The organism is Saprospiraceae bacterium, from assembly GCA_016719615.1.
GTDB lineage: Bacteria > Bacteroidota > Bacteroidia > Chitinophagales > Saprospiraceae > Vicinibacter.
The window spans coordinates 537350-564167 of the sequence record JADJYQ010000001.1 but is presented as its reverse complement, the minus strand read 5'-3'; the positions used below and the strand labels follow the sequence as shown (position 1 = coordinate 564167).

At 38.1% G+C, this 26818-nt stretch carries 17 protein-coding genes; 10 read left to right on the top strand and 7 right to left on the bottom strand.

Annotated features, from left to right (window positions below; genetic code table 11):
• The first annotated feature begins 2 nt into the window (after positions 1-2).
• The 5 genes from IPM92_02305 to IPM92_02285 are packed head-to-tail and all read left to right on the top strand — an operon-like array spanning position 3 to position 10390.
• Positions 3-1094: a hypothetical protein gene (locus tag IPM92_02305; GenBank protein ID MBK9107228.1), complete on the top strand. Its 1092-nt coding sequence runs from the start codon at positions 3-5 to the stop codon at positions 1092-1094.
• Positions 1010-4399 (top strand): gliding motility-associated C-terminal domain-containing protein, encoded by a 3390-nt coding sequence (locus IPM92_02300; protein MBK9107227.1) that lies wholly within the window; start codon positions 1010-1012, stop codon positions 4397-4399. Before IPM92_02305 ends, IPM92_02300 begins: the two co-directional genes overlap by 85 nt.
• A complete protein-coding gene (locus IPM92_02295) occupies positions 4306-8820 on the top strand; it encodes a gliding motility-associated C-terminal domain-containing protein (protein ID MBK9107226.1) in 4515 nt (1504 codons plus the stop codon). The genes IPM92_02300 and IPM92_02295 overlap by 94 nt, the downstream gene beginning before the upstream one ends.
• Positions 8821-9462 carry an O-methyltransferase gene (locus tag IPM92_02290; protein MBK9107225.1) on the top strand — a complete coding sequence of 214 codons (642 nt, stop codon included), beginning with the start codon at positions 8821-8823 and terminating at the stop codon, positions 9460-9462.
• A gap of 10 nt (positions 9463-9472) precedes the next feature.
• Positions 9473-10390: a GNAT family N-acetyltransferase gene (locus tag IPM92_02285; GenBank protein ID MBK9107224.1), complete on the top strand. Its 918-nt coding sequence runs from the start codon at positions 9473-9475 to the stop codon at positions 10388-10390.
• 17 nt (positions 10391-10407) lie between these two features.
• On the opposite strand, the gene IPM92_02280 is transcribed toward IPM92_02285, so the two are convergent.
• Complete coding sequence (locus IPM92_02280) at positions 10408-12156, bottom strand: BamA/TamA family outer membrane protein (GenBank protein MBK9107223.1); 1749 nt, start codon at positions 12154-12156, stop codon at positions 10408-10410.
• On the opposite strand from IPM92_02280, the gene hemW reads away from it, so the two are divergent.
• The 3 genes from hemW (at position 12155) to IPM92_02265 (ending at position 15204) form a co-directional block, all read left to right on the top strand.
• The gene (hemW, locus tag IPM92_02275; protein MBK9107222.1) at positions 12155-13324 is read left to right on the top strand and encodes a radical SAM family heme chaperone HemW; all 1170 of its coding nucleotides are present in this window, start codon (positions 12155-12157) and stop codon (positions 13322-13324) included. The genes IPM92_02280 and hemW overlap by 2 nt on opposite strands.
• A 493-nt stretch (positions 13325-13817) precedes the next feature.
• A complete protein-coding gene (locus IPM92_02270) occupies positions 13818-14246 on the top strand; it encodes a transposase (protein MBK9107221.1) in 429 nt (142 codons plus the stop codon).
• 13 nt (positions 14247-14259) lie between these two features.
• A complete protein-coding gene (locus IPM92_02265) occupies positions 14260-15204 on the top strand; it encodes an IS3 family transposase (protein ID MBK9107220.1) in 945 nt (314 codons plus the stop codon).
• A gap of 53 nt (positions 15205-15257) precedes the next feature.
• Here IPM92_02265 and galE read toward each other — a convergent pair whose 3' ends face one another.
• Positions 15258-16274, bottom strand: coding sequence for a UDP-glucose 4-epimerase GalE (gene galE / locus IPM92_02260; GenBank protein MBK9107219.1), 1017 nt, complete (start codon positions 16272-16274; stop codon positions 15258-15260).
• Positions 16264-18102 (bottom strand): excinuclease ABC subunit C, encoded by a 1839-nt coding sequence (locus tag IPM92_02255; protein ID MBK9107218.1) that lies wholly within the window; start codon positions 18100-18102, stop codon positions 16264-16266. Before IPM92_02255 ends, galE begins: the two co-directional genes overlap by 11 nt.
• A 193-nt stretch (positions 18103-18295) precedes the next feature.
• Between IPM92_02255 and IPM92_02250 the strand changes: the two genes are divergently transcribed.
• Together IPM92_02250 and IPM92_02245 are read left to right on the top strand one after the other, a co-directional pair.
• Positions 18296-18700, top strand: coding sequence for a hypothetical protein (locus tag IPM92_02250; GenBank protein MBK9107217.1), 405 nt, complete (start codon positions 18296-18298; stop codon positions 18698-18700).
• Complete coding sequence (locus IPM92_02245) at positions 18697-19311, top strand: hypothetical protein (protein ID MBK9107216.1); 615 nt, start codon at positions 18697-18699, stop codon at positions 19309-19311. Before IPM92_02250 ends, IPM92_02245 begins: the two co-directional genes overlap by 4 nt.
• A 239-nt stretch (positions 19312-19550) precedes the next feature.
• Here the strand turns inward: IPM92_02245 and IPM92_02240 are convergent, their stop codons facing one another.
• From IPM92_02240 to IPM92_02225, 4 genes are all read right to left on the bottom strand, one after another.
• Positions 19551-20393 carry an SPFH domain-containing protein gene (locus IPM92_02240; protein MBK9107215.1) on the bottom strand — a complete coding sequence of 281 codons (843 nt, stop codon included), beginning with the start codon at positions 20391-20393 and terminating at the stop codon, positions 19551-19553.
• A gap of 834 nt (positions 20394-21227) precedes the next feature.
• Complete coding sequence (locus IPM92_02235) at positions 21228-21407, bottom strand: hypothetical protein (GenBank protein ID MBK9107214.1); 180 nt, start codon at positions 21405-21407, stop codon at positions 21228-21230.
• 241 nt (positions 21408-21648) lie between these two features.
• The gene (locus tag IPM92_02230; protein ID MBK9107213.1) at positions 21649-23415 is read right to left on the bottom strand and encodes a T9SS type A sorting domain-containing protein; all 1767 of its coding nucleotides are present in this window, start codon (positions 23413-23415) and stop codon (positions 21649-21651) included.
• Positions 23415-26174 carry a right-handed parallel beta-helix repeat-containing protein gene (locus IPM92_02225; GenBank protein MBK9107212.1) on the bottom strand — a complete coding sequence of 920 codons (2760 nt, stop codon included), beginning with the start codon at positions 26172-26174 and terminating at the stop codon, positions 23415-23417. The genes IPM92_02230 and IPM92_02225 overlap by 1 nt, the downstream gene beginning before the upstream one ends.
• Positions 26175-26818: the final 644 nt, after the last annotated feature.

Genomic DNA, 26818 nt, shown 5'->3' with positions numbered 1-26818 from the left:
ATATGAAATCTATTCACTTCCTTATTGGTATCTGTATTTTATTAAATGTGTACGCAGCACGTACTCAGTGCAGTTTCACTGTTGATGCGGGTCCCGATTTGAAAGTCTGCAATCCCGGCGATATGGTCATGATCAACGGAAAAGTAACGGGCAGCGTTCAGGAAATCTTTTGGGAGCCACCCACAGGCTTAAGCAATCCAAGATCTCCGGTAACAAAAGCAACGGTACCCGGACCCATTGAATATATTTTGACTGCCCGAGGCGTTAGCAACATCAACCTCATTACCAATGGAAATTTTGAAGCCGGAAATACTGGATTCACAACGGATTACATGGTCGGGATGACTTCCTGTTACGGAGCCGGATACCTGGACTGCGAAGGGACTTATGGCGTCATCAATAACCCGCAATTGGGGCATACCGGTTTTGCTCCTTGCGGAGATCATACCAGTGGTTCGGGACTCATGATGGTTTTAAACGGATCCGCAAATTTGCAAAATGTTTGGTGCCAAACCATCAACGTCATGCCCGATATGGATTATATTTTTTCAGCATGGGTGACTTCCGTTGTATCGGCTTCCCCTCCGATCCTTCAATTCTCCATCAATGGAACTAATATTGGAAATATTTTTAATTCCAGCGGTGTCAATTGTTCGTGGGAACAATTTCAAACCACATGGAACTCAGGCTCAAATACCACAGCAGAAATTTGCATTGTCAATTTGAATACCGCCACCGGTGGAAATGATTTTGCAATCGACGATATAACATTCCGAAAAATTTGCGAGATCAAAGACACGATGAAAATCGAGGTCGAAGAAATCATCATAGCGATTGAAAATCCTGAGCTGATGACTTGTGACCAACCCAGATTCAAACTCGATGCAAGTGCATCTTCTTCCGGCACAGGATGGAAATATCAATGGACAACTTCTGATGGAAAAATTATTTCAGGTGGAACTACCCTGAGCCCTACCATAGAAGGCCCGGGTACATATTATCTTACCATTTGTTCCCCATTACCCAATTGCTGCAAAACAGAATTCGTCACCGTTTTAGGAAATATCAAACCCCGGATCTGCAACTCATTGTAAAAGATACGATAGGTTGTAATGTTCAAGCTGCATCCATCAACAGCAGGAGCAAAGTTTTTCCTCTTGAATATGAATGGGATGGTCCTAACGGCTTCTCAAGTACAGATCCATCTATTGTTGTAACCAGCGGGGGAAAGTACACCCTTACCATTACAGATGAATACAACTGTAAAACCATTGATTCCATCGAAGTATTTGAGCGCATTGACAATCCTAAAATAAGTATTCGTTCCAATCCAATAAATTGCCAAACCGATACCGCGGACCTCATCGGATCTTCTTCTGTACCTGGTTCCTCTTTTGAGTGGACGGGTCCCAATCAATTTTATATTAAGGCAGATAGCTTTCAAACGATAGACAGCGGTTGGTTCATTTTAAATGTAGTGACTCCCTCCGGATGTATTAAAACCGACAGTGTTTTGATCAGCAAAGATTTGAACAAGCCACAATTTCAATACACTTCAGATACCATCACCTGCAAAAACGATTCAGCACTCGTTAGCGTTAACGCCAATATAAACCCTGCATCTTTCGGTTGGCACAGTGCACAAAATTTTACCATAAAGGATACATTCACGATAAGTACCCCTAATCCTGGAATTTATACGTTTTATGCTGTGGGAACTAACGGTTGTTCGGATTCGATAAATATTACGGTCCCGGTTGACACGATTCATCCCGTCATCTCACCCATCAACGATACCTTAAATTGTATAAAAACTGAAGTGAGACTGATTTCAGGAAATACAGATCCAAATACTGATATAAGTTGGCAAGATCCGGCTGGTATGGATATATTTCAGGATAGTTTAGATGTAAGCATTCCAGGCATGTATCGCGTAAGGGCGATTTCTGAAAATGGATGTCAGCGAATTCAAGATATATTCATAGGCATTGATACCCTGCATCCCTTATTAACTGTTCGGAATGATACTTTAAACTGTAACAAACAAAAAATAAAACTTCAACTAACGGATGTTAGCTCATCTAGATATTTTTGGACAGGACCGGGCAGTTTTATAGATACGACGCAACAACCTGAAATACAAATTCCAGGCATATATCAGGTCTTGGCTTCATTGGCTAACGGTTGTATGTCTACTGCACAGATTCTGATTGAAATCGACACCATAAAACCTATTATTAATTATTCAAGCGATACTTTAAATTGCAAAAAAGACAGTGTACAACTTTTAGCAAGCGCTGATAAAACAGATGCCGCATTTTTATGGACAGGTCCCAACGGATTTCAAACCATTCAGAAAAATCCCTACACCAGCTTATCCGGCAATTATAAACTCCATGTTACCAACATCAACGGTTGCAGTGATTCCATAAGCCTTACCATATACCAGGATATTCGAAAACCGGAAATCTATCTGGAACCGGATACCTTAAATTGTTTGAAGCGAAATGCGCTTTTACATGGAAAAACCAACAGAGACAGCCTGCTCTACACATGGTCCGGCCCTAATGGCTTGAATTCAACAGACTCCATTCTCTCCATCAACACCGGAGGAGCCTATAGGCTACAAGTTGAAAGTCTGGAAGGTTGTAAATCGGAAGTAACGATTTTGGTTTTTGAAGATACTGCCAAAGCCCTATTGCAAATAGATCCTGACACACTTAACTGCCTGATCACAGAATGGACAGCTTCCCTACAATCAAGTCTTACTCCGGCAGATATAAGTTGGTCAGGCCCGAATGGATTCACCAGTAAGATGTTAAATCCTAAAATTTCAAATGGTGGAAATTACACAGTACAGCTAACAACGCCAAATCAGTGCATTAGCATGCTTACTTTTAATATCCTCCAAGATACCTTAAGACCTGCCATCCAATACACCGGAGATTCCATAACTTGTTCACATCCGGATGCCATATTAACAGCAAACACAACACCTTCAAACCTTTTGGGAATCTGGACGGGACCCCTCGGACAAAACCAGCCAGGAAATTCTTTTCAAACAAAATTAGGAGGTAATTATAATTTTCAAGTGACCGGCAGTAATTTTTGTACAAATCAAATTGCAACTTTTGTTAAAGTGGATACCCTGGCTCCGGATCTGAATTTATCAGGTGATACCATTACTTGTCTTCAGCCAAGAGTTCCTCTTGTAGCTAAAAGTCTGACTCCGGGAATCAGCTTAAACTGGAATGGCCCCTCGAATTTTATGAGTACTTTGGATAGTTTGCAAATTCTTATTCCTGGTTTATATACCGCTTCGATTACAGCTCCTAACGGTTGTAAGTCTGTTCAAAATATTTTAATACCCATAGATACCATACATCCGGTCGTAGTCTTAAGCGCAGATAGCATCAACTGTAAACGTATTGAAGCAAATTTAAGTGCACAAGTGAATCCTGCATTCACAAATTACAGATGGACTGATCTCAACAATATTACGCTCAGCAATCAGTTGATTTATAAAACGAATAAAGGCGGCGTTTTTCAATTTATCGCAACCAATCCTAAAAATGGTTGTCAAACACTCAAACTGCAAACTGTTTTTGAAGATAGTCTCATCATTCGGGATGTGTTGCTCGCGCAAGATCATCCGGTCTGCGGAAATTCTTTTGGCTCAATGAACATTGCAAAGGTCATTGGTGGGCATGAAGGTTTATTATTTGCTATAAATGATCCCAATTTGTTTTCATCGCAATCTCTTTTTACTTCACTGCCTGCCGGAGTTTATACTTTATACATCAAAGACAGCGCAGATTGTCGTTTTGAAAAATCGTTTGAGATCTTACAAATACCTATTGTTGATGCGAATATTCAACCAGAAATTTCGCTGAGACTCGGTAAAGGTGGAACACTTGATCTAAATATTACTTCAGATCCCAATCTTGTGAAGAACATCGATTGGACACCTAAAACTTTTTTAAGTTGCACCAATTGCGAAGATCCTATTGCCACTCCTCCCGGTGATTTAGAATATGAAGTCACCGTAACTGATACAAATGGATGCACGATCACTAAAAGGATTCTCGTTAAAATTGAAACCCCAAAAGTATGGGCTCCCAATGTTTTTAGTCCAAACGGAGACCAGATCAATGATTGGTTTTATCTCATCAGTTCTGATCCGGATATCACGGCTATAAATATTTTGGAAATATTTGACCGATGGGGCAATAAAGTGTTTGTATCCGCACAGCAAAAACCAAATAATGCAATAACTGGTTGGAATGGCACTGCAAAAAATGAAAAATGTTTGCCGGGCGTTTATGTTTATTGGGCAGAAGTGGAATTGATCAATGGAACGAAATGGATCTTAAAAGGAGATATAACATTATTGAAATGAGTGTAAGGCTTACGAGGTATTTACTTTTTACATTTTGTGTTTTTTCAATTCCAGATGTAAAGGCTCAACAAGCATTCGGGAATTTTGAAAAAATCTATGCGATGCCAAATGCTTGTGGAATTACGGTAAATGCAGGCCCCGATATTACCATTTGTTCGGGAAAAGGCAAACAACTCAATGCTATGGTTAATGGTACTACCAATTATAGTTGGGAGCCATTTGATGGATTGAGCAATCCAAATGTTTTAAATCCCATTGCAAATCCAAGTTCAACCACCACTTATACTTTAACTGCAAAAGCAACTTCAGCAAATCTGATATCTAATGGTGGTTTTGAAACAGGAAACCTGGCACCTTCCACCAGTCAATACACCCCATACACCAATGTAAATAACCTCATCACTTCAACCGGAGGTTATATGATCATGAGTGTGCCTCAAATCGCACAAGCTTTTGGTTGCACTCCAAGCATAGGTGCTTTTACAATGGTAATCACACCAACAGGATCCGGCACAAATATTTGGTGTCAAACCATTAACGTGAATCCTAATACAGAATACAAAATTGATTATAAGGTATTTGGTATCTTATATATTTTCGGTTCTCCCCCAACCATCGGATTAAAGATCAATGGAAATTTAATCGGTACTGTTGATGCTATAAGTGGTTTATGTTTGGAAGCAACAGGTAATTTTACGTGGAACAGCGGTGCGGCTACTTCAGCAAATATTTGTTTTGCAAATTATGGCGGTCAGGGTCCAGCTAGCATGTGTTCGATTGATGATATAGTTGTGCGAGAATGCTGCGAAGAAAAAGATGAATTGACCGTTACTGTGTATGAATTACTTGCCGACATTACTTTACCGGATGAAATTAATTGCCTCAACAGGCCCATTTCTTTGGATGCCTCCGGATCCACACAAGGTCCCGGAATCACATACAAATGGTCAACGAATAATGGTAAAATTGTGAGTGGCGATAATACGCTCAATCCTGTGGTCGATTCTCCGGGAGTTTACACGCTTAAGATAATGGGCGAATTTGGCTGTGAAACAGAAGCCATGATTGAAGTAAAAGGCAGCGTCAAGCCACCGGACGTATTTACAAAAAATACTGATATCGATTGTCTGAATGATGTTGCAAGAATTGAAGCGACATCAAAATCCATCGGGCCCAATTTTGAATGGAATGGCCCAAATGGATATTTTAGTACCAAGGCCATCAATTTAAATATCAAAGAGCCGGGAGAATATTTTGTAAAAGTCACCGACACTTATGGCTGTGAAAACACGGCTAAAGTAGAAGTCAAAGACAACAGGACGATCATTGAAGCGGAAATCATTGGAGATAGTTTGACTTGTTCTAAAGACAGCATTTTTCTGGAAGCAAATTCCATTGCAAAAAAACCGGATTATGATTGGACCGGACCCTCTGGTTTTACAAAAGATAGTTCTTCTAAAGTTATTGTTCGCGATACGGGTTGGTATTATCTAACTACTAAAGATAGTTTTGGTTGCAAAGAGTTGGATTCATTTTATGTAAAATCAAGCGTCAGTAATTTAACACTGCAACTATCGGCAGACACCATTACCTGTTCTATAAATTCTATTCAAATAAATCTGGTCACGGATACGTCCGCAACTGTGTTATGGTCAGGACCCAACAATTATACTTCTTCAAGTAGAAAACCCAGTGTTACAGATGGAGGTTGGTATTACGTAGATGTAATTACAAAAGACAGTTGCAAAGCTACTGATTCAATTTTTGTTGTAAAAAATTCGGATGTGCCAGATATCCAAATTTCGGGGAATGATACCATTAATTGTAGTCAAAAAACAATTGATCTCAATGGCCAGACTACTACGGTGGGATCGAGTTTTGAATGGATCACTCCCATGGGCACGATCCCAAATCAAAACATGATTCAAGTAAATATTCCGGGAACCTATCAGTTTAAAGTTAAAGGATCGAACGGTTGTGAAGTCTCGAAAAATCTTACAGTATCTATAGACACGATGGCACCTTTTGTTCAGCTTTTTCCGGATACACTCAATTGCTTAAAAGATAGCCTGGTCTTAATGAGTTTAAACCTTAATGCACAAATGTTTAGTTGGTCCGGACCTAATGCGTTTACATCAAACTTACCAAATCCAACAACCCATCAACCCGGAAGCTATACTTTGATGGTAACGGCCCTAAATGGCTGCACCAGCTCTGCAATAAGTCAGATTGTCGAAGACAAAATAAAACCACAACTTCAGGTCTCTGCTGACACCCTCAATTGCTTACGAACGTTTGTTAGTCCAACAGTCACAGACGACGCCAATACAAAATCTTATCTTTGGTCCGGACCTAACGCGTTTACTTCCAACCAAAAAAATATCACAACATCCACCGCAGGAAAATATACACTTACCACAACTGCAGAAAACGGTTGCACCTCCAGTTTTGAAATAAGCATTGTCGAAGACCTTCAAAAACCATTCGCACAACTTTCGGCTGATACCATTACCTGCAAATCCTCAGCAACGCTTCGCGCTCAAAATATATCCTCAAATACCCTATCCCTTTCATGGATTGGTCCTTTGGGATTCAGCAGTAAGGATTCCACCGCGGCGATAACCAACGGCGGTATCTATAAGATTCTGCTAACGGCTGAAAATGGCTGCACATATGAAGACAGTATAGTCGTCATTCAAAAGGATAAAATACCGGATATTCAAACACAAAACGATACATTGACTTGCATCAAACAAAAATTGTCGCTGAACGCTTTCACGCAAAGCACCGGCGTTCGCTTTGAATGGACAGGTCCCAATGGATTTTTCAGCAACTCACTTTCTCCTGAAGTCATTGATTCCGGATTATATACTATAAAAATAATTGATAGTCTGGGCTGTGAAAATATGGCTCAGCTTTACATTTTTCAATTTAATCAAAAGTCACCGGTTCAGATATTTGCATCCAACGATACACTCAGTTGCAAAGACAGTTTGCTCTTTCTAAAAATAAATATACCAAAGCAAAATGGAAGCTACAGCTGGCTTTTACCCGGTGGAAATCAAATTTCTGCTGATTCCATCTCCATTCAAAATGCCGGATCTTATAAATTAATATTCACCAATAAATTTGGTTGCATTTCAGAAGATAGCATTGCAATCCTGGATACCCGAAAATTACCTGATTTTACTTTAATGGCCGACACCTTAAATTGTCTGAAAAAAAATCTGAGTTTAATCTTAAATACCAATGATAACGATTTGGAATTTGATTGGACAGGACCAGCACAGTTTAAAAGTTTACTGAAAAATCCTGTGATCATGATTGGCGGAGTTTACCAGCTGAGCGTTAAAAATTCGAGCGGCTGTACCCTCACCAAATTTGTCCAAATTGTTCAGGACACAAACAAACCTGATTTAAGCATTTCTGCAGATACCCTCAATTGTCTGAGAAGTATAGTTCCGGTGAAAGCGTCTTCAACACTGCAAGGTTTTAATATGATCTGGCGGGGACCCAATGGGTTTAATTATACACTGCCTCAATTCAATACTCCAAATCCGGGATGGTATGTGTGTACAATTATCAATCCAAGAACCGGATGCCGAACGACAGATTCAGTACAAATTATTCAGGATACGCAACGCATCCATTCAGTCATTACATCTGTACAAAATGCCAACTGTGCAGATCCTACAGGTCGCATTTTGATACAGCAGATAAGCGGAGGCAAAGCTCCCTATTTATATTCTCTGGACAATGGCCTTAGTTTTTTTAGTGATCTCGCTACAAGGAATCTAACACCCGGTAGTTATCAATTACTTGTCAAGGATGCGATAGGTTGCACATTTGGAATTCAAACCGAAATTAAAAAAGAAGATAGTGTACAAATCGCACTGCCGCCGCTCCTACAATTAAAAGAAAATGAAAAGGCACAACTCATTCTAAGCATTCTTACAGATCCTGGTAAAATAAAAACAATAAAATGGGATCCATCAGGTCAGTTGGATTGCAATGATTGCCTAACGCCCACCCTCACTGCAAATTATGAAGAAACGATACGCGTAACGGTTACCGATAGCAATGGATGTAGTGCAGAAGCCTTCATTACGGTAAAAATTAAAAAAGAAAGCAAAGTTTGGTTCCCGAATGTATTTTCACCCAACGGAGACAACATCAATGACTTTTTCTATCCCATAGATTTTGGTTCCGGAACCAACATTGAATCCTTAAGCATTTATGATCGCTGGGGCAACAGAGTTTTCTTTAATGAAAAGTTTCCTTCCAATGCGCCAGATCATGGCTGGAATGGAATCAGCTCTGATGGAAAGAAACATTTACCGGGAGTTTACCTCTATGTTGTCGAACTGTTGGAAAACGGTGAACGCAAAATTTTAACCGGTGATATTACACTATTAGATTAAATGGTGGATCCAACATATCTTAAGCAACTTATATCGTATTGTGAAAACCTGAGCCATCCGGAAAGTGAAGTTTTACATCAATTGGAAAGGAGTACATTCTTGAATACCACTTCCCCACAAATGATTTCAGGAAAACTGCAAGGCAGAATTTTAAGTTTCATTTCAAAGCTTAAAAAGCCAAAACACGTTCTAGATATCGGAAGTTTTACAGGTTACAGCGCTATGTGTTTAGCAGAAGGGCTCTCTGCTAATGGACTAGTACATTCGATTGAAATTACTAACGATTATGATCATATCCGTGAGAAAATATTATCAGGCGATCCATTGTTTCATAAAATTATCTGGCACAAAGGCGATGCTTTGGAGATTATTCCGCAATTGAATTTGGAATGGGACCTGGTATTTTTGGATGCTTCCAAATTAAAATATTTAGCATTTTTGGAATGCCTGGAACCGATTATGCAAAGCGGTAGTATTCTCATTGCAGACAATGTATTATGGTATGGAAAAGTATTAAATCCTCAACAGGATGCGGAGACTTTAACATTACATCGTTATAATGAAACTCTGAAAGTTTCCCTTAATTGGGAAACATTTATTCTTCCGGTAAGAGATGGACTAAGTATTTCTATTAAAAAATAGACTTCATAAAATGCAGTTACCGGAAAAAATCCATATACAAAATGAGTTGTATTTATCCATATCCAGCTATGAGCCAAAACACATCACACAACAACAATGGTTTATCTCTTTGCTCGCTGAATGGGTGCAGACCATTCCATTAAATAAACATCAGTACTACATTCCTTTAAACAAAAAACTCGGTATCTGGCATGCCTACATTCCGCCCTTCATGCAAAAAATTGAATGCGCAGAATTAAACCTTTTTGAGGCTGAATCACTTCTACGCAGTTTACACACTAAATATTCCTGTGGCAACATTTGTCTCCCGCAGGATATCGACTGTGTGGTTTTAAATATAGAGAAATCGAAGAGGAATAATTACATACTCGCACTCAACAAAACTTACGAAGAAATTTACCAACACTACCACAAAGGACATAAACTGAATATAAAATTTGCACAAAAACAAGAAATCATCATTTCAAAGACTCAGGATTTTCAAAATTTTACAAAATTATATCGCCTGCATAGTCACAAAGACATCCCAGCAAAATATAAGTCGGCCGACCATCTCAACGCTTTGATAAAAGCATGTATGGACCGGGGACATGGACTGATATTTCAAGCTCAAAATATAAAGGGAGAAATTTTGGCTGCATGTTTTTTATCTGATTATAAGGATCGGTATGTTTATCACTTATCATTCGCAAGTGAAGAAGGAAAAGAAAAATATGCAATGCATGCTATCCTGGATCAATTGATCAAAGACCAAGCAAACTCAAATAAAATCCTGGATTTTGAAGGTAGTATGATACCCGGTGTTGCTTACTTTATGAAAGGATTTGGAGCTACCGAAGAATACTATTATCAATATATTTGGAATGAAGCATTGCTTTGTAAAATTATAAATTTCGCGAGAAGAGTGAAATCTGGAATTTTCAAATGAGGAGATTATTCTTCTATTTAAAACAATGCAGAATATCCAAAATGAATTTTTCCATTTCCTAAATTAAAGCTTACATCTGGACTTGTACCAATTGCATATTGCAAAGAAAACAGACCGACCGGAGTTGTAAAATGAATACCTAAACCAGATCCATTATAGGTATTCCAAATTTCACTATTTTTTTCATTTTGTCTCAAAAAGCCCAGATCGTGAAACAGACTCAGGTAACTCTGTCGATCCAATAAATAGCGATACTCCAAACTAGCCATCGCATAAGCGGATGCCAGATAAAAATCTTCATCAAATCCTCTTAAATTTTGGGCACCACCTAATCTAAATCGTTCGTTGTCGACAATGAAGGAATTTCCCAAAAAGCCCTCAGAAGTGAAAGCCATTTTTATCACACTCCTGTTTCCAACGCCTGTATAATTGTCCAACTGTACACGAAATCTGGCCTGACGATCATTTAAATTTAAACTATCAAATTGCTCCTGTACTTTGATCTGTTCAGACTCATATTCTAAAAATAAGGGATGCGTTGCATAAGACTTTTTTCCATAATGTAATTCCGCAATGAGTTTTGAACCTTTGGTGGGTAGCCATAAATGATTCAGATTCTGATGGCTGATTCGTACACCTACCGAAAAATAATTAAAATCCAAAACCGGTGGTAAACGTTTCTGAAGAATTAAATAATTAGTATCTGGATTCACCAAATCAGAAGAATGGCTCATGAGACTTACTCCAATTCCACTATTCATATCGAGAGGAAATTCCATAAAAGCCTGATGCTTAAAATCAAAATAAGCTTCGCGGTAACGAAACAAACTCAGGTCGTATTGAATACCAAACGGGAGATATGGGAGAAAAGGGAATTTTAAATTCAATAAAAATTTAGGTGCATTATCGTTGAGATTTTCGTATTTCAAATAAATATCCTCCGACAATTTAAAAAGATTGTACAACTGCAAATTCCCCAATCCTGTAAGCCTGTATTCTCTGCCATTCGGTCCATCGAAAGGATTTAATCCCAATAAAAAATCAAATTTGGAAGATTTATTCTCTTTTATATAATATTTGACGACACACATATTTCCAGGAAAATAAATGAATGGTTCAGCTTCTTGCTGAACATTTGCCAAACGAGAAATGCGCTGAACTGATTTATGAATTTTTGAATGAGAGAATAATGACCCCGGAGATATTCCACTTATTTTTTGTATTACATAATTTTTAAACAAGGGCTTATCTCCTTGTTGAATAGGGCCAAAAGTAAATGCTTCGCCCTTTTCCAAATGAAACCGAAGCTGAAGTGTGTCCTTAGCTAAACTGAGCGGATATAAATGGGCTAAAGCAAAAGGATAGCCGCTTTCTGCATGGTGTAACACCCATTGTTTGAATTCATCTGTAAAGATTTCTTCTGCATCAGTCTTTACAGCTTTGAACCTTGAAACATGATCCTCAAAAGATAAATCTAATTCGGAAACTTCCTTAAAATTCCATTGATATTTGGTCCCCTTGAATAAATAAACCGAAACTTCATCATTGCGATATTTAATCGAATCAAGACCTGCCAGCAGATATCCGTCGGTTTGCTGTAAAAGGACCCATTGATGGACAAAATGAGATAATTCAGCAGTATCCCTTATTTTTGGAAAAATTTCAGTGGATTGCTTTTGATCGATAAAAAAATGAAATTGAAGTCCTTTTTGTGAAATAGCAGGTAAGCACAGGATCCATGCAACATAAACATACAAAACACCCATGCAACAAGATCTGAACATAGCAAACAAACTTTCAGCAGGAATTTATATACACATCCCATACTGTAAACGCAAATGTACTTATTGTAATTTTCATTTCAGCACCAATCTGAAAACTCTTGAAGAAATGAACAAAGCCATTTGCGATGAAATTGAAATTCGGAAAGTTGAAGCCAAATCCTATTCCATTCAAAGTATTTATTTGGGTGGGGGCACACCATCCCTGTTATCGGGATCTGCACTTGAAAAAATAATGGCTACCATTTACGACCATTACCATGTGAAAAGTGATTGCGAGATAACATTGGAAGCCAATCCGGATGACATAGATCCTTTGAAATTAAATACCTGGTTACAATTGGGTATCAACAGGCTCAGCATTGGCATACAATCTTTTCATGAAGAAGATCTCGGTTGGATGAACCGCTCACATACTGCCGAACAAGCCAAAGCATGTTTAATCGAAGTAAAATCAGCGGGGTATCAGAATTTTACTATTGATCTCATGTATGGTTTACCCGCATCGTCCAAAGAAAAACTCCAATTCAATCTCGACCAATTGCTAACATTCCAGGTCCCTCATTTTTCAGCATATGCCCTTACACCCGAAGAACGCACTGCTCTGATTCATTTATATAAAACCGGAAACCTCAAACCGCCCGAAGACATCCACACCGTCAAACAAATGTATCAGATTCTCGATTTTTGCGAAGGCACCGCATATGAAGCATACGAAATCTCAAACTTTGCAAAACCCGGATTTCGTTCACGGCACAACAGCAGCTACTGGAAAGGACTGCCATATCTCGGATTTGGACCCTCTGCGCATTCCTACGATGGCGTCATCCGCCGTTGGAATATTGCAAACAACAACTTATACATCCAAAATATTTCCATCGAACAAGCATATTCCGAGCGCGAAGTCCTCAGCGATGTGGATCACTTTAACGAATACATCCTATTAAATTTGAGAAGAGTTGAAGGCCTCAACTTAAAACACATCCAACTAACTTTTGCACCATTTTATGCACAATTTCTAAAAGATATTCAAGTCCAACTCGACCGAAAAGATATCCTTTTTGATGGAACAAGCTATATTCTAAGCAGACAAGGAAGAACGCAGGCAGATAGGATCAGTGCGGAGATGTTTGCGGTAAAGCAAAAATGCTGAGTGTGACAAAAGTGCTGAGCTAGGCAACAGTGCTGAGCGTAGTCTCTGACTCCGCTCGAATGATAGGAAAACTCCGTTTTCCAGACGGATGATGAATCAGCGATTCAATTAAAATAGTGTTCACCTCACCTCCAACTCCTCTCCACTATGCGGAGAGGAGAGCATTGATGCGTATTTATAAATAATCCTTTCTCTTTTCAGAAAATAAGCAGCTGAGCGTAGTCTTTGACTCCGCTCGGGTGATAGGAAAACTCCGTTTTCCAGACGGATGATGAATCGACGATAACACTTAAACTGGAACAAGTCAACTTCCTCATCGTCAGAAGCAGAATTTACAGAATTAAAGAATTTTCAGAATTATTCTGGATTTAAGAATTTTATATTTTCAGTTTCCATAATTAACATACGAACGTTTGTTAGTTCATTAATAAAAACTAATAACTGTCAGTGCCTGATATAGGTTGACCATATTTTATCATTAAAAAACATAAAAATGGCAACAATTAGAAGGCAATTTAAAATGAGCATTGAGCAGCGTATGGCGAGGCATTTTTCAGAAAGTTTCAAACGATCGAAGGTTCTCGAGATAGAGCAAGGTAGGAGCAAAGTCAGTGAAATTTGTAAGGAATACGAGGTTAGCCCTACCAATGTATACAAATGGATGAGTAAATTTGGTGCAGCTAAAAGCCAAATTCGCATGATTGTTGAAACAAATTCCGACACTAAAAAAATAATAGAACTTAAGCAAAAAGTTGCAGAATTGGAACGAGTAATTGGTCAAAAACAGATCCTAATTGACTTTCAAACTAAGATGATTGAATTAGCAGAAGAAGCATACAAGATTGATATTAAAAAAAATATTCTTCAGCACAATCTGCTACTTCAGACAGGAGCGAAAGCGATATCCATTCTCATTAAATAAGTTGTACAGAGTAATGAATATCAGCAAACAATCTGTTCATCAAAGAATAGAAAGGAATCACCAGGATCTAGAAATAGAAGCACAACTTCTGTGGCTCATACACCAAATTCGTGAAGATCACCCTACGATGGGAGTGCGTGATCTGTTTTATAAAATTCGGCCAGAATCCATGGGCAGGGACCGTTTTGAAGCCTTTTGTAAAGAAAATAGTTTGATGTCCCTTAAGAAAGTATTTAGGCCAAGAACAACAGACAACACAGGGGTTATACGATTTGACAATTTGCTTATAGATCTCCAAATCAATCGAGTTGATCAAGTCTGGCAAAGCGACATAACCTATTTTGAATTAAACAATAGGTTTTATTATTTAACTTTTATCCTTGATGCTTATTCTAGACGAATTGTTGGGCATAACGTGTCGGATAATTTAACGACCATTTGTACCACAATGCCAGCCTTAAAAATGGCTATAAAGTTGCGAGCCAAACAAAAGATGAGCGAATTAATATTCCATTCCGATGGTGGTGGACAATACTATGCAAAATCCTTTTTAGAGCTTACCGCAAAATATGAAATCAGAAACAGTATGTGTGAATATGCTTGGGAAAATGGTAAAGCTGAAAGGATTAATGGAATCATAAAGAATAACTATTTGATACACAGGGATATTAAAAATTATCATCAATTGACTATAGAGGTTGACCGAAGTGTACAACTTTATAACTTAGAAAAACCTCATAAAGAGTTACAAAGATTAAGTCCTGTTGAATTTGAAAATTTGGATATAACTTTACAATTGCAAAAAACACCGAGGATGAAAGAGTCATTTGATGCAAATAACAAAATATATGGGGTATCGAACCCCATATATTTTGAGCAAAAAACACCTCAGAATCTTGATGTATTCTCTGCAAATAATTCGAGTAAAAAGTTACACAAAACGGTCAACCCTATTTAGGCATTGACAAGTTTCGATCCATAATCCATCATCCATCATCGATAATCTATCAACTAATTCCTCCTCCGCTCCCATTCCCATGCGCTGCGCATGATTTCTTCAACGCCATGCTCAGGTTTCCATTGAAGTTGTTTTTCAGCTTTGCTTGCATCGGCCCATATTTCAGGGATGTCGCCGGGTCTGCGCGGCCCGATTTGATAATTTAATTTTTGGCCGGTTGTCTCTTCGAATGCATGTATCATCTCGAGAACGGAGATGCCCTGCCCTATTCCAAGATTATAAGCATCGAATGAAATTGACATTTTATCATAGAGTAAATATTCCAAAGCGAGAGTGTGTGCTCTGGCAAGATCCATGATATGAACATAATCGCGGATACACGAACCATCGCGAGTAGGATAATCATTTCCAAAGACGGTAAGAGATTCCCGCTTACCGATGGCTGTTTCGGTGATGACCGGAACCAGATTTAAGGCCGGATTTCTGGGATCCTCACCTATCAATGCCGATTCGTGAGCACCGGCCGGATTAAAATATCGAAGACTGATTCCCTGTTTATGTGATGCAGATAAAAAATCCATCATCATCCATTCGCCCATTTGTTTGGTCTTTCCATAGGGTGATGGTGAAATACCAAATGCTTGCGTTTCTTTGACCGGCAAACTGCATTGATCTCCATACACTGTGCAGGATGAAGAAAAAATGAGATTTGGAATTCTTACTGCATCCATCCATTTAAACACATTTAGCAATGCATTTAAATTGTTATCGTAATAACGCAGCGGTTGTTGGACAGATTCTCCAACAGCTTTGAGTGCGGCGAAATGAATTACACCACTTATATCCTGAAATTCTTCAGCAAGAAATTTCCAGGACAAAGGATCTGCTAAATCTATTTTTGTATTGGAGATTTTTTGTCTGGTAATTTTTTCAACCCCAAGCAGTACTCTCTCATTTGAATTGACCAGGGAATCCAGACAAATCACATCATACCCATTCTGCAATAGATCGACGATCGTGTGACTTCCGATATATCCGCAAGCCCCAGTTACCGCTATTTTAGTTTTCATTTTCATCTATTTTTGGGTTTGCATCTGATTCCATGTCAAAGTATGAACGAATCCGGTCGCAAATATCTTTTCCTACCAGTGAAGTTATATCGTCCGGTGCGGCCTTTTTGATTTGCTCCACCGAACCAAATTGTTTGATCAGTTTAGTGATGGTCTTTTCACCGACACCTTTGATTTTTGCCAATTCGGATTGTATAAATTTGCGCGAGCGTTGGTTGCGATGAAAGTTGAGTCCAAAACGATGCGCCTCGTTTCTCAGCTGCTGGATCAGCTTGAGAGATTCAGATTTCTTGTTGATGTGAAGTGGAATTGAATCATTAGGAAAATAAATTTCTTCGAGCCTCTTGGCGATCCCAATAACGGTCAGGCGTTTTTCCAATCCCAGTTTTTCAATAGAATTCATAGCAGCCGACAGTTGCCCCTTTCCACCATCGATAACCACCAATTGAGGGAGCGCCAGATTTTCATCCAACATTCTTCTATATCGACGGTATACCACTTCTTCCATGGAAGCAAAGTCATCCGGGCCCACAACGGTCTTGATATTAAAATGGCGGTAATCCTTATTACTAGGCCTTGCATTTTTAAACACCACACAGGATGCGACCGGATTGGTTCCCTGAATATTTGAATTGTCGAAACATTCGATGTGAACAGGAATATGCTCCATATTCAGATCTTCTTTTAAAGTATGTAGGATGCGCTCGGCATGGGTCAATTTACCTGTTTTATTGATCTGTTCTTTGCGTTTTTGAAGTTTGTAGTATTCGATATTGTTGTTGGAAAGGTCCAGCAGCTTTTTCTTATCCCCGAGTTTAGGAACGACTACCTGCAAACTTAAATCATCCAGAACTACATTAAACGGAACGACAATTTCCGGAGCGATGCTATCGAATTTTTCGCGAATGCGCGGAATAGCCAGAGATAAGATCTGGGTTTCATCTTCATCGCAATTTTTAGCTGCTTCCATAGTATAGGTATGTATGACCGCACCATCAATGACCTTCATAAAATGGATGTATGCTTCGGTCTCCGTTGAAGCAATCGAAAACACATCGACATCGCGGATGCTGGTGCTCACCACTGTCGATTTGCCCTGATAGTCCTCAAATGCGGTCAATTGTAATTTACTTTCATGCGCCTTCTCAAATTCCATGTTTTGGGCAAACAACTCCATTTGCTCCACCAAAAACTTCCTAACGACTGTTAGTTGCCCTTTGAGTATATTTTTAATCTGTTGAATTTTCTGATCGTAAGATTCCTGGCTTTCAAATTGCTGGCAAGGACCCATACAATTTTTAATGTGATATTCAAGACATACCTTGTATTTGCCTTTTGCGATGAGCTCCGGTGCCAGATTCAAAGCACAAGTTCTCAAAGGGAACAACTTTTTGACAAGCTCCATGATGATTTCTGCTTTGTATTTGGATGCATAAGGACCAAAGTAAGTGGAACCATCTTTGATCACCCTTCGGGTAAAAAACACTCTCGGAAAAGCCTCCTTTTTAATACAGATATAAGCATAGGTCTTCCCATCCTTAAGCATGACATTATACTTGGGCTGATGGGTTTTGATCAGTGAATTTTCCAACAGGAAGGCATCCTGTTCATTCTCTGTAAGCGTGTACTCAATTTTCAGCGCATTGCGAACCAGAGCTTTAGTTTTAGCCGCCAAATATTTTTTATCGCCAAAATAAGATCCCAGTCTGTTTCTCAGACTTTTGGCCTTACCTACGTATAAGATTTCTTCGCGTTGTCCTATAAATTTATAGACACCCGGATCCCTTGGGATGCCTTCGGCTATTTTCGTGAATTCTTCATAGGTCATTCGGCAAAATTACAAAAGTTCTGTAGCTAAATGTCAATTGATAAAAAGCTAGCATCTAAATAAAGTTAAGCTATAAGTAAATAGCTACTAATTAATTCTGTTCAATTTAAGAATAACACAATGGTCACATATTAGACTTTTTTTTGCAAATAAATATCGCATTTAATATTATAGCACGCGAATACCTTGTGCGATGATCGCAGATCTTGGCATTACTGCGGCCTCTCTCGGAAACTCCCTATTCAAGACTTATAAATCCCTAAGTGAATTAAAAACATTTTTGACCAACAACAATTCCCTTTTTAATGCTATTTTTGAGACGATAGACGAGTTGAAATTGGTGGATGCTTTGGAATGGATTAAATCTGGTGCTACAAAACAATTCAGAGTAATACTAGGAAATAATTCGATTGATGATCTCTTGAATAAATTGGCATTAAAATTTGGTAAAAATTGGAAGGATTTCAGTTGGGGTAAAATGATTGATAATATTCCAGGTGTTATTATTAAATACTATCCAATGGATAGTTCTTTTAATAGTCCTGCGATTGAAATAATAGTCAATGGAATTTCATTTAAAATAAGAATTCAAATATGAAAATAACTCTTATTCAGGATTTTGATTCGCATGAAAAACAAATTTTGCAATCATTAATTAATTCTAAAATAGTGTCTTTTACATTAAATGAATATGAAAGCAAACATAATAATCAAGTAATATATTCTTTCAGCCCTTCATCAGTTAAATTACTCTTAGATAATGGCGATAAAATTGTATTTAAAACCATACATATAAACACAAAGCCAGAACTCGAAACACAACAACTATGTGTTTCAATTGATAAAGAATATAATCAATTGAACGCTCATGAAATTCCAGCTGATTTCAAAATTATAAATATTGAAATTTACTCAAAGCCAATAAATGAAATTTTCGATTATTTAATTATACGCGAAATTTTTAATAAAAAATTGTTGGAATGCGAAGATCGTTTTGAATTGAATTCGAACACTTGTCAATTGATTATTCTTTATAATGAGGAAGGTAAAAAAATTTGTATTGAAGCAAGTCAATATAATGGTTCATCAATAGGTTTATATGTTTCAAATGAAATGGTCGATAAAATAATTCAATCAACTTATCCATTGCAGAGTAATGAAAATTATGTAAACAAATTACAATTTAAATATTTATATTCGATCCACTAAATGATTCTGATAAACTAATATGAATTAGATCCCTTCCAATCATTCAAAAAAAACATTTATTTTGTGAATTCCACTTTATTTAGAGTTCTCATACTATTAAGTCTAATTTTGAAAAGTCCTTTCAAAAGCAGCCTATGCTGCAGGAGACTAAATATCCATGGGTCTGGCTCTTGGATCCTTATTGACAGAGATCATACCTTGTGCAATGATCGCAGATCTTAGGTTTGATCTAACATTCCCTACGCAGACGCCTCCACCACCGGTGTTGTCTCCTTCTCCGAGCACAAGACGACCATCAGGTTACTCACCAATTTTGCTTTTTCGTGCGAGTCCAATTGGACGATGCCCTTCTGCTCGAGTTGTTTCAATGCGCCTTCCACCATACCAATGGCACCTTCTACAATTTTAAATCTTGCAGATACGATCGCTTCCGCCTGTTGGCGCTTTAGCATAGCTGCTGCAATTTCGTTGGCATAAGCAAGATAACCGATACGCGATTCCAGAACTTCAATGCCCGCAAAAGATAATCGTTCCTGCAATTCTGCTTCCAGCACCCTGTTCACCTCCAACTCAGATGAACGCAAGGTGATTTCGTCATGATCATCCACATGGTCATATGCAAAACTACCGGCCAGTTTTCTTACTGCAGCATCCGTTTGCACTTTTACATAATGAATAAAATCCTCGACCTCAAATTGTGCTCTGAAAGTATCCTGGACCTTCCAAACCAAAACAACCCCAATCTGAATCGGATTTCCACGTTTATCATTGACTTTCAATCGTTCACTTTCAAAATTTCGGGCACGCAGTGATAAATCCCGTTTTATAAAAAACGGATTAGCCCAGAAAAAACCATCTTCACGAATGGTTCCAACATATTTTCCAAATAAGGTCAAAACCCGCGAACTATTGGGGTTGATCACAATAAAACCTGATATCAACAATAACCAAATAATACCTCCGATTACATATAAAATAATCTGCTGGCTCATAAACACGATATAAGGCAACAACAATACGACGACCAATATCCACCAACCGGAAACGGCTTTAAATGTTTTTTCTCTTACTGCATGATTCATAAATAAAATTTGAAAGTGTTAACAATAAATCGAATCCCAAATCAACAAAACCGGGGAGCTCAAAATTCCAAATCAAATACAATCTACGACGAAATTAGAGATTTATTCGACAAAAACATAGAAATGGAATTCTGAACCCTTGAGCTCAACAAGTACCCCCTGTTTGAGAAATTTGAAGTGAATATACTCAATTAAGTGTTCATACGCTCTTGAACAATAACCACTTGTCTGAATCAGAATTTACTCAATTAAAGAATTTTCAGAATGGTTCTGATGAGTTAAGTTTGTTTAATTCATAAACAAAATCCTCTGACTTTAGCCTTTGACCTTCAGTCTTCTCCCAATTCCCATTTGTCTGAATCAGGATTTTTAGAATTTTTCATCATGAATCTCTTTCCAATTTTGGGAATGCGTTTATTCTGTAAATCCCGCTGCAGTCAAAAAAATCTTTGATAGATGTTGTTTGTTTGTACACCGATCGCGAGCGGAAAAAAAAATATTACTACAATTAATCATCCGTCTGGAAAACGGAGTTTTCCTATCGCCACAGCGTATCCCGCTTTGAAAAAATATTTTATTACCAAGTTGGCTTATGAAAGCGGGATACGCAGAGCTGCTGTATGATAAAATAGGAATAATTTTAAAGGAAGTACGATCCGCTCTCCTCTCCGCATAGTGGAGAGGAGTTGGAGGTGAGGTGACCATTATGTCAAGATGAAAGATTATCAAATATTTTGCAGAATTTCCTAAAATAAGTTCTATCGAGTAGTGATTCGAGGGACCACACATTTTTGTTGATAAATTTCCTTTGCCTAATCTTCAATCGACAAGAGTTTAACCCATCCAAACGGACACCCCTAATTTACCACTTTTTTTAACTTCTAAAAAAATTATTTTTTTTTTTATTTTTTCAAACATACCAAAATGAGTTTGATGTTGGTCTTTTTGAAAATTCTGTAACCCGTCTATCATTATATTTTTACTACCTAAGATATGGTAGCGTACCTGCGGCACGCTGTGATTCGTTTTACATTTTTGCTACCGATATTTTGTCCCTACGGGACATGGGATACAAGAGTCAAGAGGCAAAAGTTAAGATTCAATTTTTTTCAATTCCCATAACTCAGACCTCATCCCACAGACTAGCAGACTTCTTCCTAAATTCCTAAATGCCTAAACGCCTAAAAACCTAAATTCCTACTTTCAGCCTTACAGACTTCTTCCTACATGCCTACATTCCTAAAAGCCTACTTGCCTACATCCCCACTTTCATCAATAAAGATGTATAAATCTTTTTTTCCTCTTCCAAAATGACAATTCTATAAATTCCATTTGGATATTCTTTCATTTCAATCGTGTTATTTTCGTTATTCAATTCATCAATTCTTAATTGACTACCCAGCATATTGTAAAGTTGATATTTCAATTTCTTCCTTGTTGGAATGTTTATATGAATATATTCACTGAAGGGATTTGGAATAATCTGTATTTCTTTTAATGTCTCATGATCCCGGTACATATCATTGGTTGACACGATTTCCACATTTACGTTGTTACAGAATGTGTCCGTTCCAATTTCATTTTTCACCACCAGACAAACATTATACATCCCATCTTTTGAAAATTCATGCGCAGGATTTGGAAGTCTGCTTTCATTCAATCCACTTCCCGGATCTCCAAAATTCCAATACCATTCTCTTACCTGATACAAGCTGCTATCTGTGAAATTCACCTTAAGGGGCTTGGTGCTATCTTTTTTAGCGGACCATTGCGCCAAGGGTAGTCGCCCACGGGCCAGGGTATCACAAAGGCTCCCATCCATAGCTCCTAAGCGGAAATAAGGAAAATTAGGTATGGTGGCATTGCTCGTGATGTGTATGTTGTGCTGGCGGACATCACAATCCTTTCCTTCGAGATCCGGCTTTTCGATCGTACTTAAATAATCAGGACCACGACCATTATTGATATAAATCTTTTGATCTGGGGCTAATTGCATGAATGAAAAATAGGAAGTGAACAATGGAAAGGAGCTAAATCCATCTATGCTGTCTACCCGCAATCGATTTTTAAAAGCATCTTTTTTTGACAGATCCAGTTGGTAAAGTTCGTAAGCTGTGCCTAAATATATAAACCGGCTATTGGGTGAAAAAGCGAGCGCTGCAATATCAAATCTTGGCATCGTACTGTACTCTATATTCGTAAAAAGTCCTGTACAACGGTCAAAGTCTGCTAAGAAAAACTCGCGGTAACTATAACTGTTTTGGTGAAAAAAAGCATAACGGGTTCCGTCCGGACTGAATTGAGATTGTCCTCTTCCACTTGTTTCAAAAGTATGGGGAATATCCTGCACATGATGCAAGCTGACACCCGTAGGATCGAGTAAGAACATGAAACATTTTTTACCGGAGTAATAAAAACTGGGCAGCCACCAATCCCTGCCATTCGCATGTCGACAAGCCGAAAGGCTGCCATTGACCAAACTATCGGCGTATACGGATTTATTTTTATACACAACATCACCTTTGCCAAGATCCAGGTCCATATCTACCAATGTCGTAAACAGGTTTAGAGAATACCATACAAAGGGAATATTGTCTGTGGTGACATGGAAAATAAAATATTTACCGGGATGTTCCGGCCATGGAAGTATGATAGCTCCATGAATTAATTTATATCCGGTTTCCATCGAACTGTTGGCATACCTGCCCGGATTTAATCCGTCACCATTTGGCATTTTCTGATAATCGCGGTTAAAAACAGAGCGCCCATTTGTATAAAACAGCAGTTTTCCGGAATTGTCTGAAATGGAGGCATTGGTAAATTCTAGTAAATGCTCAACTTTGTAAGTCCTGTATTCAGAATATGAATTGTCATCTTTAAATGTCCAATGAATTCTACTCCAAGTGGAATCTGATTGGGGACTAGAAGCTCCCAACATCCAATTATAATCTTCCCACTGAGCAAATAAAGCTGTCCATCCAAAAACAAGGATGGACAGCAGTAAATTAGATTTATGTTTCATTAAATAATGAATAGTTTTTTTGTATAACTCGTTCCATCAGTTTTCAAAACATTGATAAAGTAGATTCCTGGATTTCTACTAAGATCCAGGATGTTCCTTTGTTGCTTTGTATTCATATTTTTGATCACTTTTCCCTGTGCATCAAATACACGGATTGTGTATTGACTTTGCTTTACATAGTTTTCAATTTTCAAATCAAAAATGCCTTTATTTGGATTGGGCATTATTTGAATATCTAAAACTTCAGCATTTTTATTTCCTGATCTGGGTCCGGAAATGCCAGAACAAGTTGCCCCGGGATGTAAATTCTCCAACTCAGGACTCCAAAGCAATGCCCTTGCCCTGATCACAGCACTGCCTCCATCAAAAGGGCACTGATTTGCAATACCGGTCAAATTTTGTGTTTGGATAGAATCCAAACTGTATTCTAGGTTCACCAGTTTATCTAAAAAGATAGCTGTAACATACAGATCGTTCTCCTCCATAATATTTTGAGGTATTATTTCGCCAAGATCTGATTGTATCGAAGGAATGGCTGCCAACACCTCTTCGTGAATTGCGGCCAATATGGAATCATATTGTGAGATGGCATCCAATAAATTTACAATATGGATATCGCGTTGTTGTTTCCAATATTCCAAATCTGCCCCTTCTTCCTCCCACCAGGCATCAATACTTATGATTGCCTGTGTCTCTAAATCTATTGTGTTTGAAAGATCTTCCAGATTCTCGGCTATGGCTACCGGAACAGTTAACACGGAACTTATGTCATTTGTGATCTGCGCAAGTTTTCCCAGATTTGAATTCTGATGCGCTGATTTAAAACTATTTGACATGTTACCGTTACACCCAAAATCAGGATCCTTCCAAAACTCTCGCAAAACAGTTTTTCTTGCTTCCCAGGTCAAGCCTTCGCCATGCAGTCCACCATATCCACTCACTAAAAGCAGTGAACCATTTGGAAAATCATTACATATTGATTCCGGAGTACCGTCACAATCTGCATCTTGAAAACAGCTGCTTTCCGGATCGGGATTCATTGGCCTTTGGAACCAAAATGGTGGACTATCAATAGGATCGTCAGGATGAAATGGAAGGCCCTGGGTTGATACTATAAAAGCATCTTCAAATGCAGTTATCGGGTCACCAACAAATCGTGCATCCACAGGGGCACTGCCCGTCCAATCATTGCCCGGGTACAGCTGTTGTATTGCAGTGATCGTAAAAAAGAACAACATCGCATGGGTCGTATATGGTCCTTCAAAATTGCTGCCCCGGATACGCGTATCAAGGCATACTCCATCAAATTCTGTTCCTACGTCAATGCCACTTGTCGTATTGCAACAAAGACTACTAAAGTGGGTTTGATGAAGATAAATGCCGGTAGATGATGGGTGATTGATACCCCCACCGCTTATCGTATTGGCATTTAAATTGACCCTGGAACAATTATTGACATAAAATCCCCAGTTAGCATTTACATAAGGATTACCGAAATCAATGGTGTTGCCCTGACAGAGAATCGACCAGGTATTGTATAAAAAATATCCAAAAAAGGATGTTGGAGGTGAAGCAGTATTTTGGTAAACATGATTGTTGAAAATCTGTGTTTCTCTTCCCGCTTCTATTCTATCTCCATCATTGTCTATGGTAATACCAAAACAACTTTCCGTTGGTTGGCCATAAAGTGAATTGGAACTAAAGACAATCATATTATCAGATACCAAAGTCTCCAGGTGTGGCGCACAATCTTTAATAAAGATACCAGATGTTCGAATGGTATCCATCATATTATTATGGATGTTAATAGTCAGGTTCGGACTATTCTGAACAAGAACTCCAAACGAAATATTGCTAAAATGGTTGTTCGTTATGGTTGATGAGGATCTCTGATCTGACCAAATCCCAAAAGGGATCCTTCTAAAAAATGAGTTATTGATTGTGAAGTTCGAACCATGTGATAAAATTCCAATTCCGGGATTGAGCATGGCAATTGTAGTTGGACCATTTTGCATCGTAATATTCTCACCTATATAATTGCTGTTGTACAATTCGATTCCCCAATTCATGTGCTCATAAAACCCTGAACGCTCACTGATGAGTCCAACCGTATTAATGATACGCATACCGGCAAATGGAAAGCCCGATTTTGGAGGAAGCAAAGTTCCATCAGAATAATAACGATTCCCTACAAACGGCCTATCCGCAATGATTTCGTAAGCTTCTATTCCGATGTAACAACGGTTAAATTTATTTTGTATCAGCTGGGTGATGATTGAATTAGGATAACAATAAATACCAATGTTGGCATCACTGATGGTATTGTTATTAAAATCCAATTGCGAACCCCAAGTCGTTATTATCCCATTCCACATCACATTAAATAATCCACATCTTATGAAATTAGTAGATGTCGCTTTAAATAAAGTAAAATTAGCAACATGGATTGTTGATCCAGGATGCATCATAAAAGTACAATTTAAAAATCTCGCATCCACATCAATGATCAAGGTTCCCTGTACACAGATTGTCTTATCCACAACATAACCATTACCACCAACACCTGCAGAACTCCATAAGCTTGTACTTCCTGAGTGAGTGCCAAAATCATATGTGCAGTCGCAAGATTGGCCAAGAATAAAGTTTAAGTTTACAAATATCAGGAAAAGTATAAATATAAACCTAAATAATGCCCATTTCTGTAGACATTTCATTACCAAATGGGCTTTATGAAACTGGGTTGTTTTTAAATTTCTCATAATACTTTGATTTAAATTAATAAAATAAAACGATAGCACATGCTCATGACCTCAGAATTGGATCACAGCAGCATAATAGAAAACTTGAATGGAAGCCTTGTTAAATGCTTAATAAATACGGCTATCGGGAATTTACGCTACTTCAACAGGGCTGTGTTATACGTGCACATAGGCAAAGGGTTTAAGTTAAACAAAACAATACTAACACTTGTTAGTATTCAGGTTTTGTTGTAGCTCGTATGTGATGTGTATCCGAAAAGAAGTTTGAATATAGCATATATTTACAGTGCAGTGCAGTGCAGTGCATTAACTAATCATTAACACATTGGTTGCTTTGTTTTATTGCACATGGGCTGAACCATACCCACTTTTCTAAATCAGCATTTACTCAATTAAAGAATTTTCAGAATGGTTCTGATGAGTTAAGTTTGTTTAATTCATAAACAAATCCTCTGACTTTAGCCTTTGACCTTCAGTCTTCTCCCAATTCCCATTTGTCAGAATCAGAATTTGCAGAATTTTTCATCATGGATCTCTTTGCAATTCTGAGAATGCGTTTATTCTGTAATTCCCGCTGCAGTCAAAAAGATCTTTGATAGATGTTGTTTGTTCGTTCACCCCTCGCGAGCGGAAAAAAAAATATT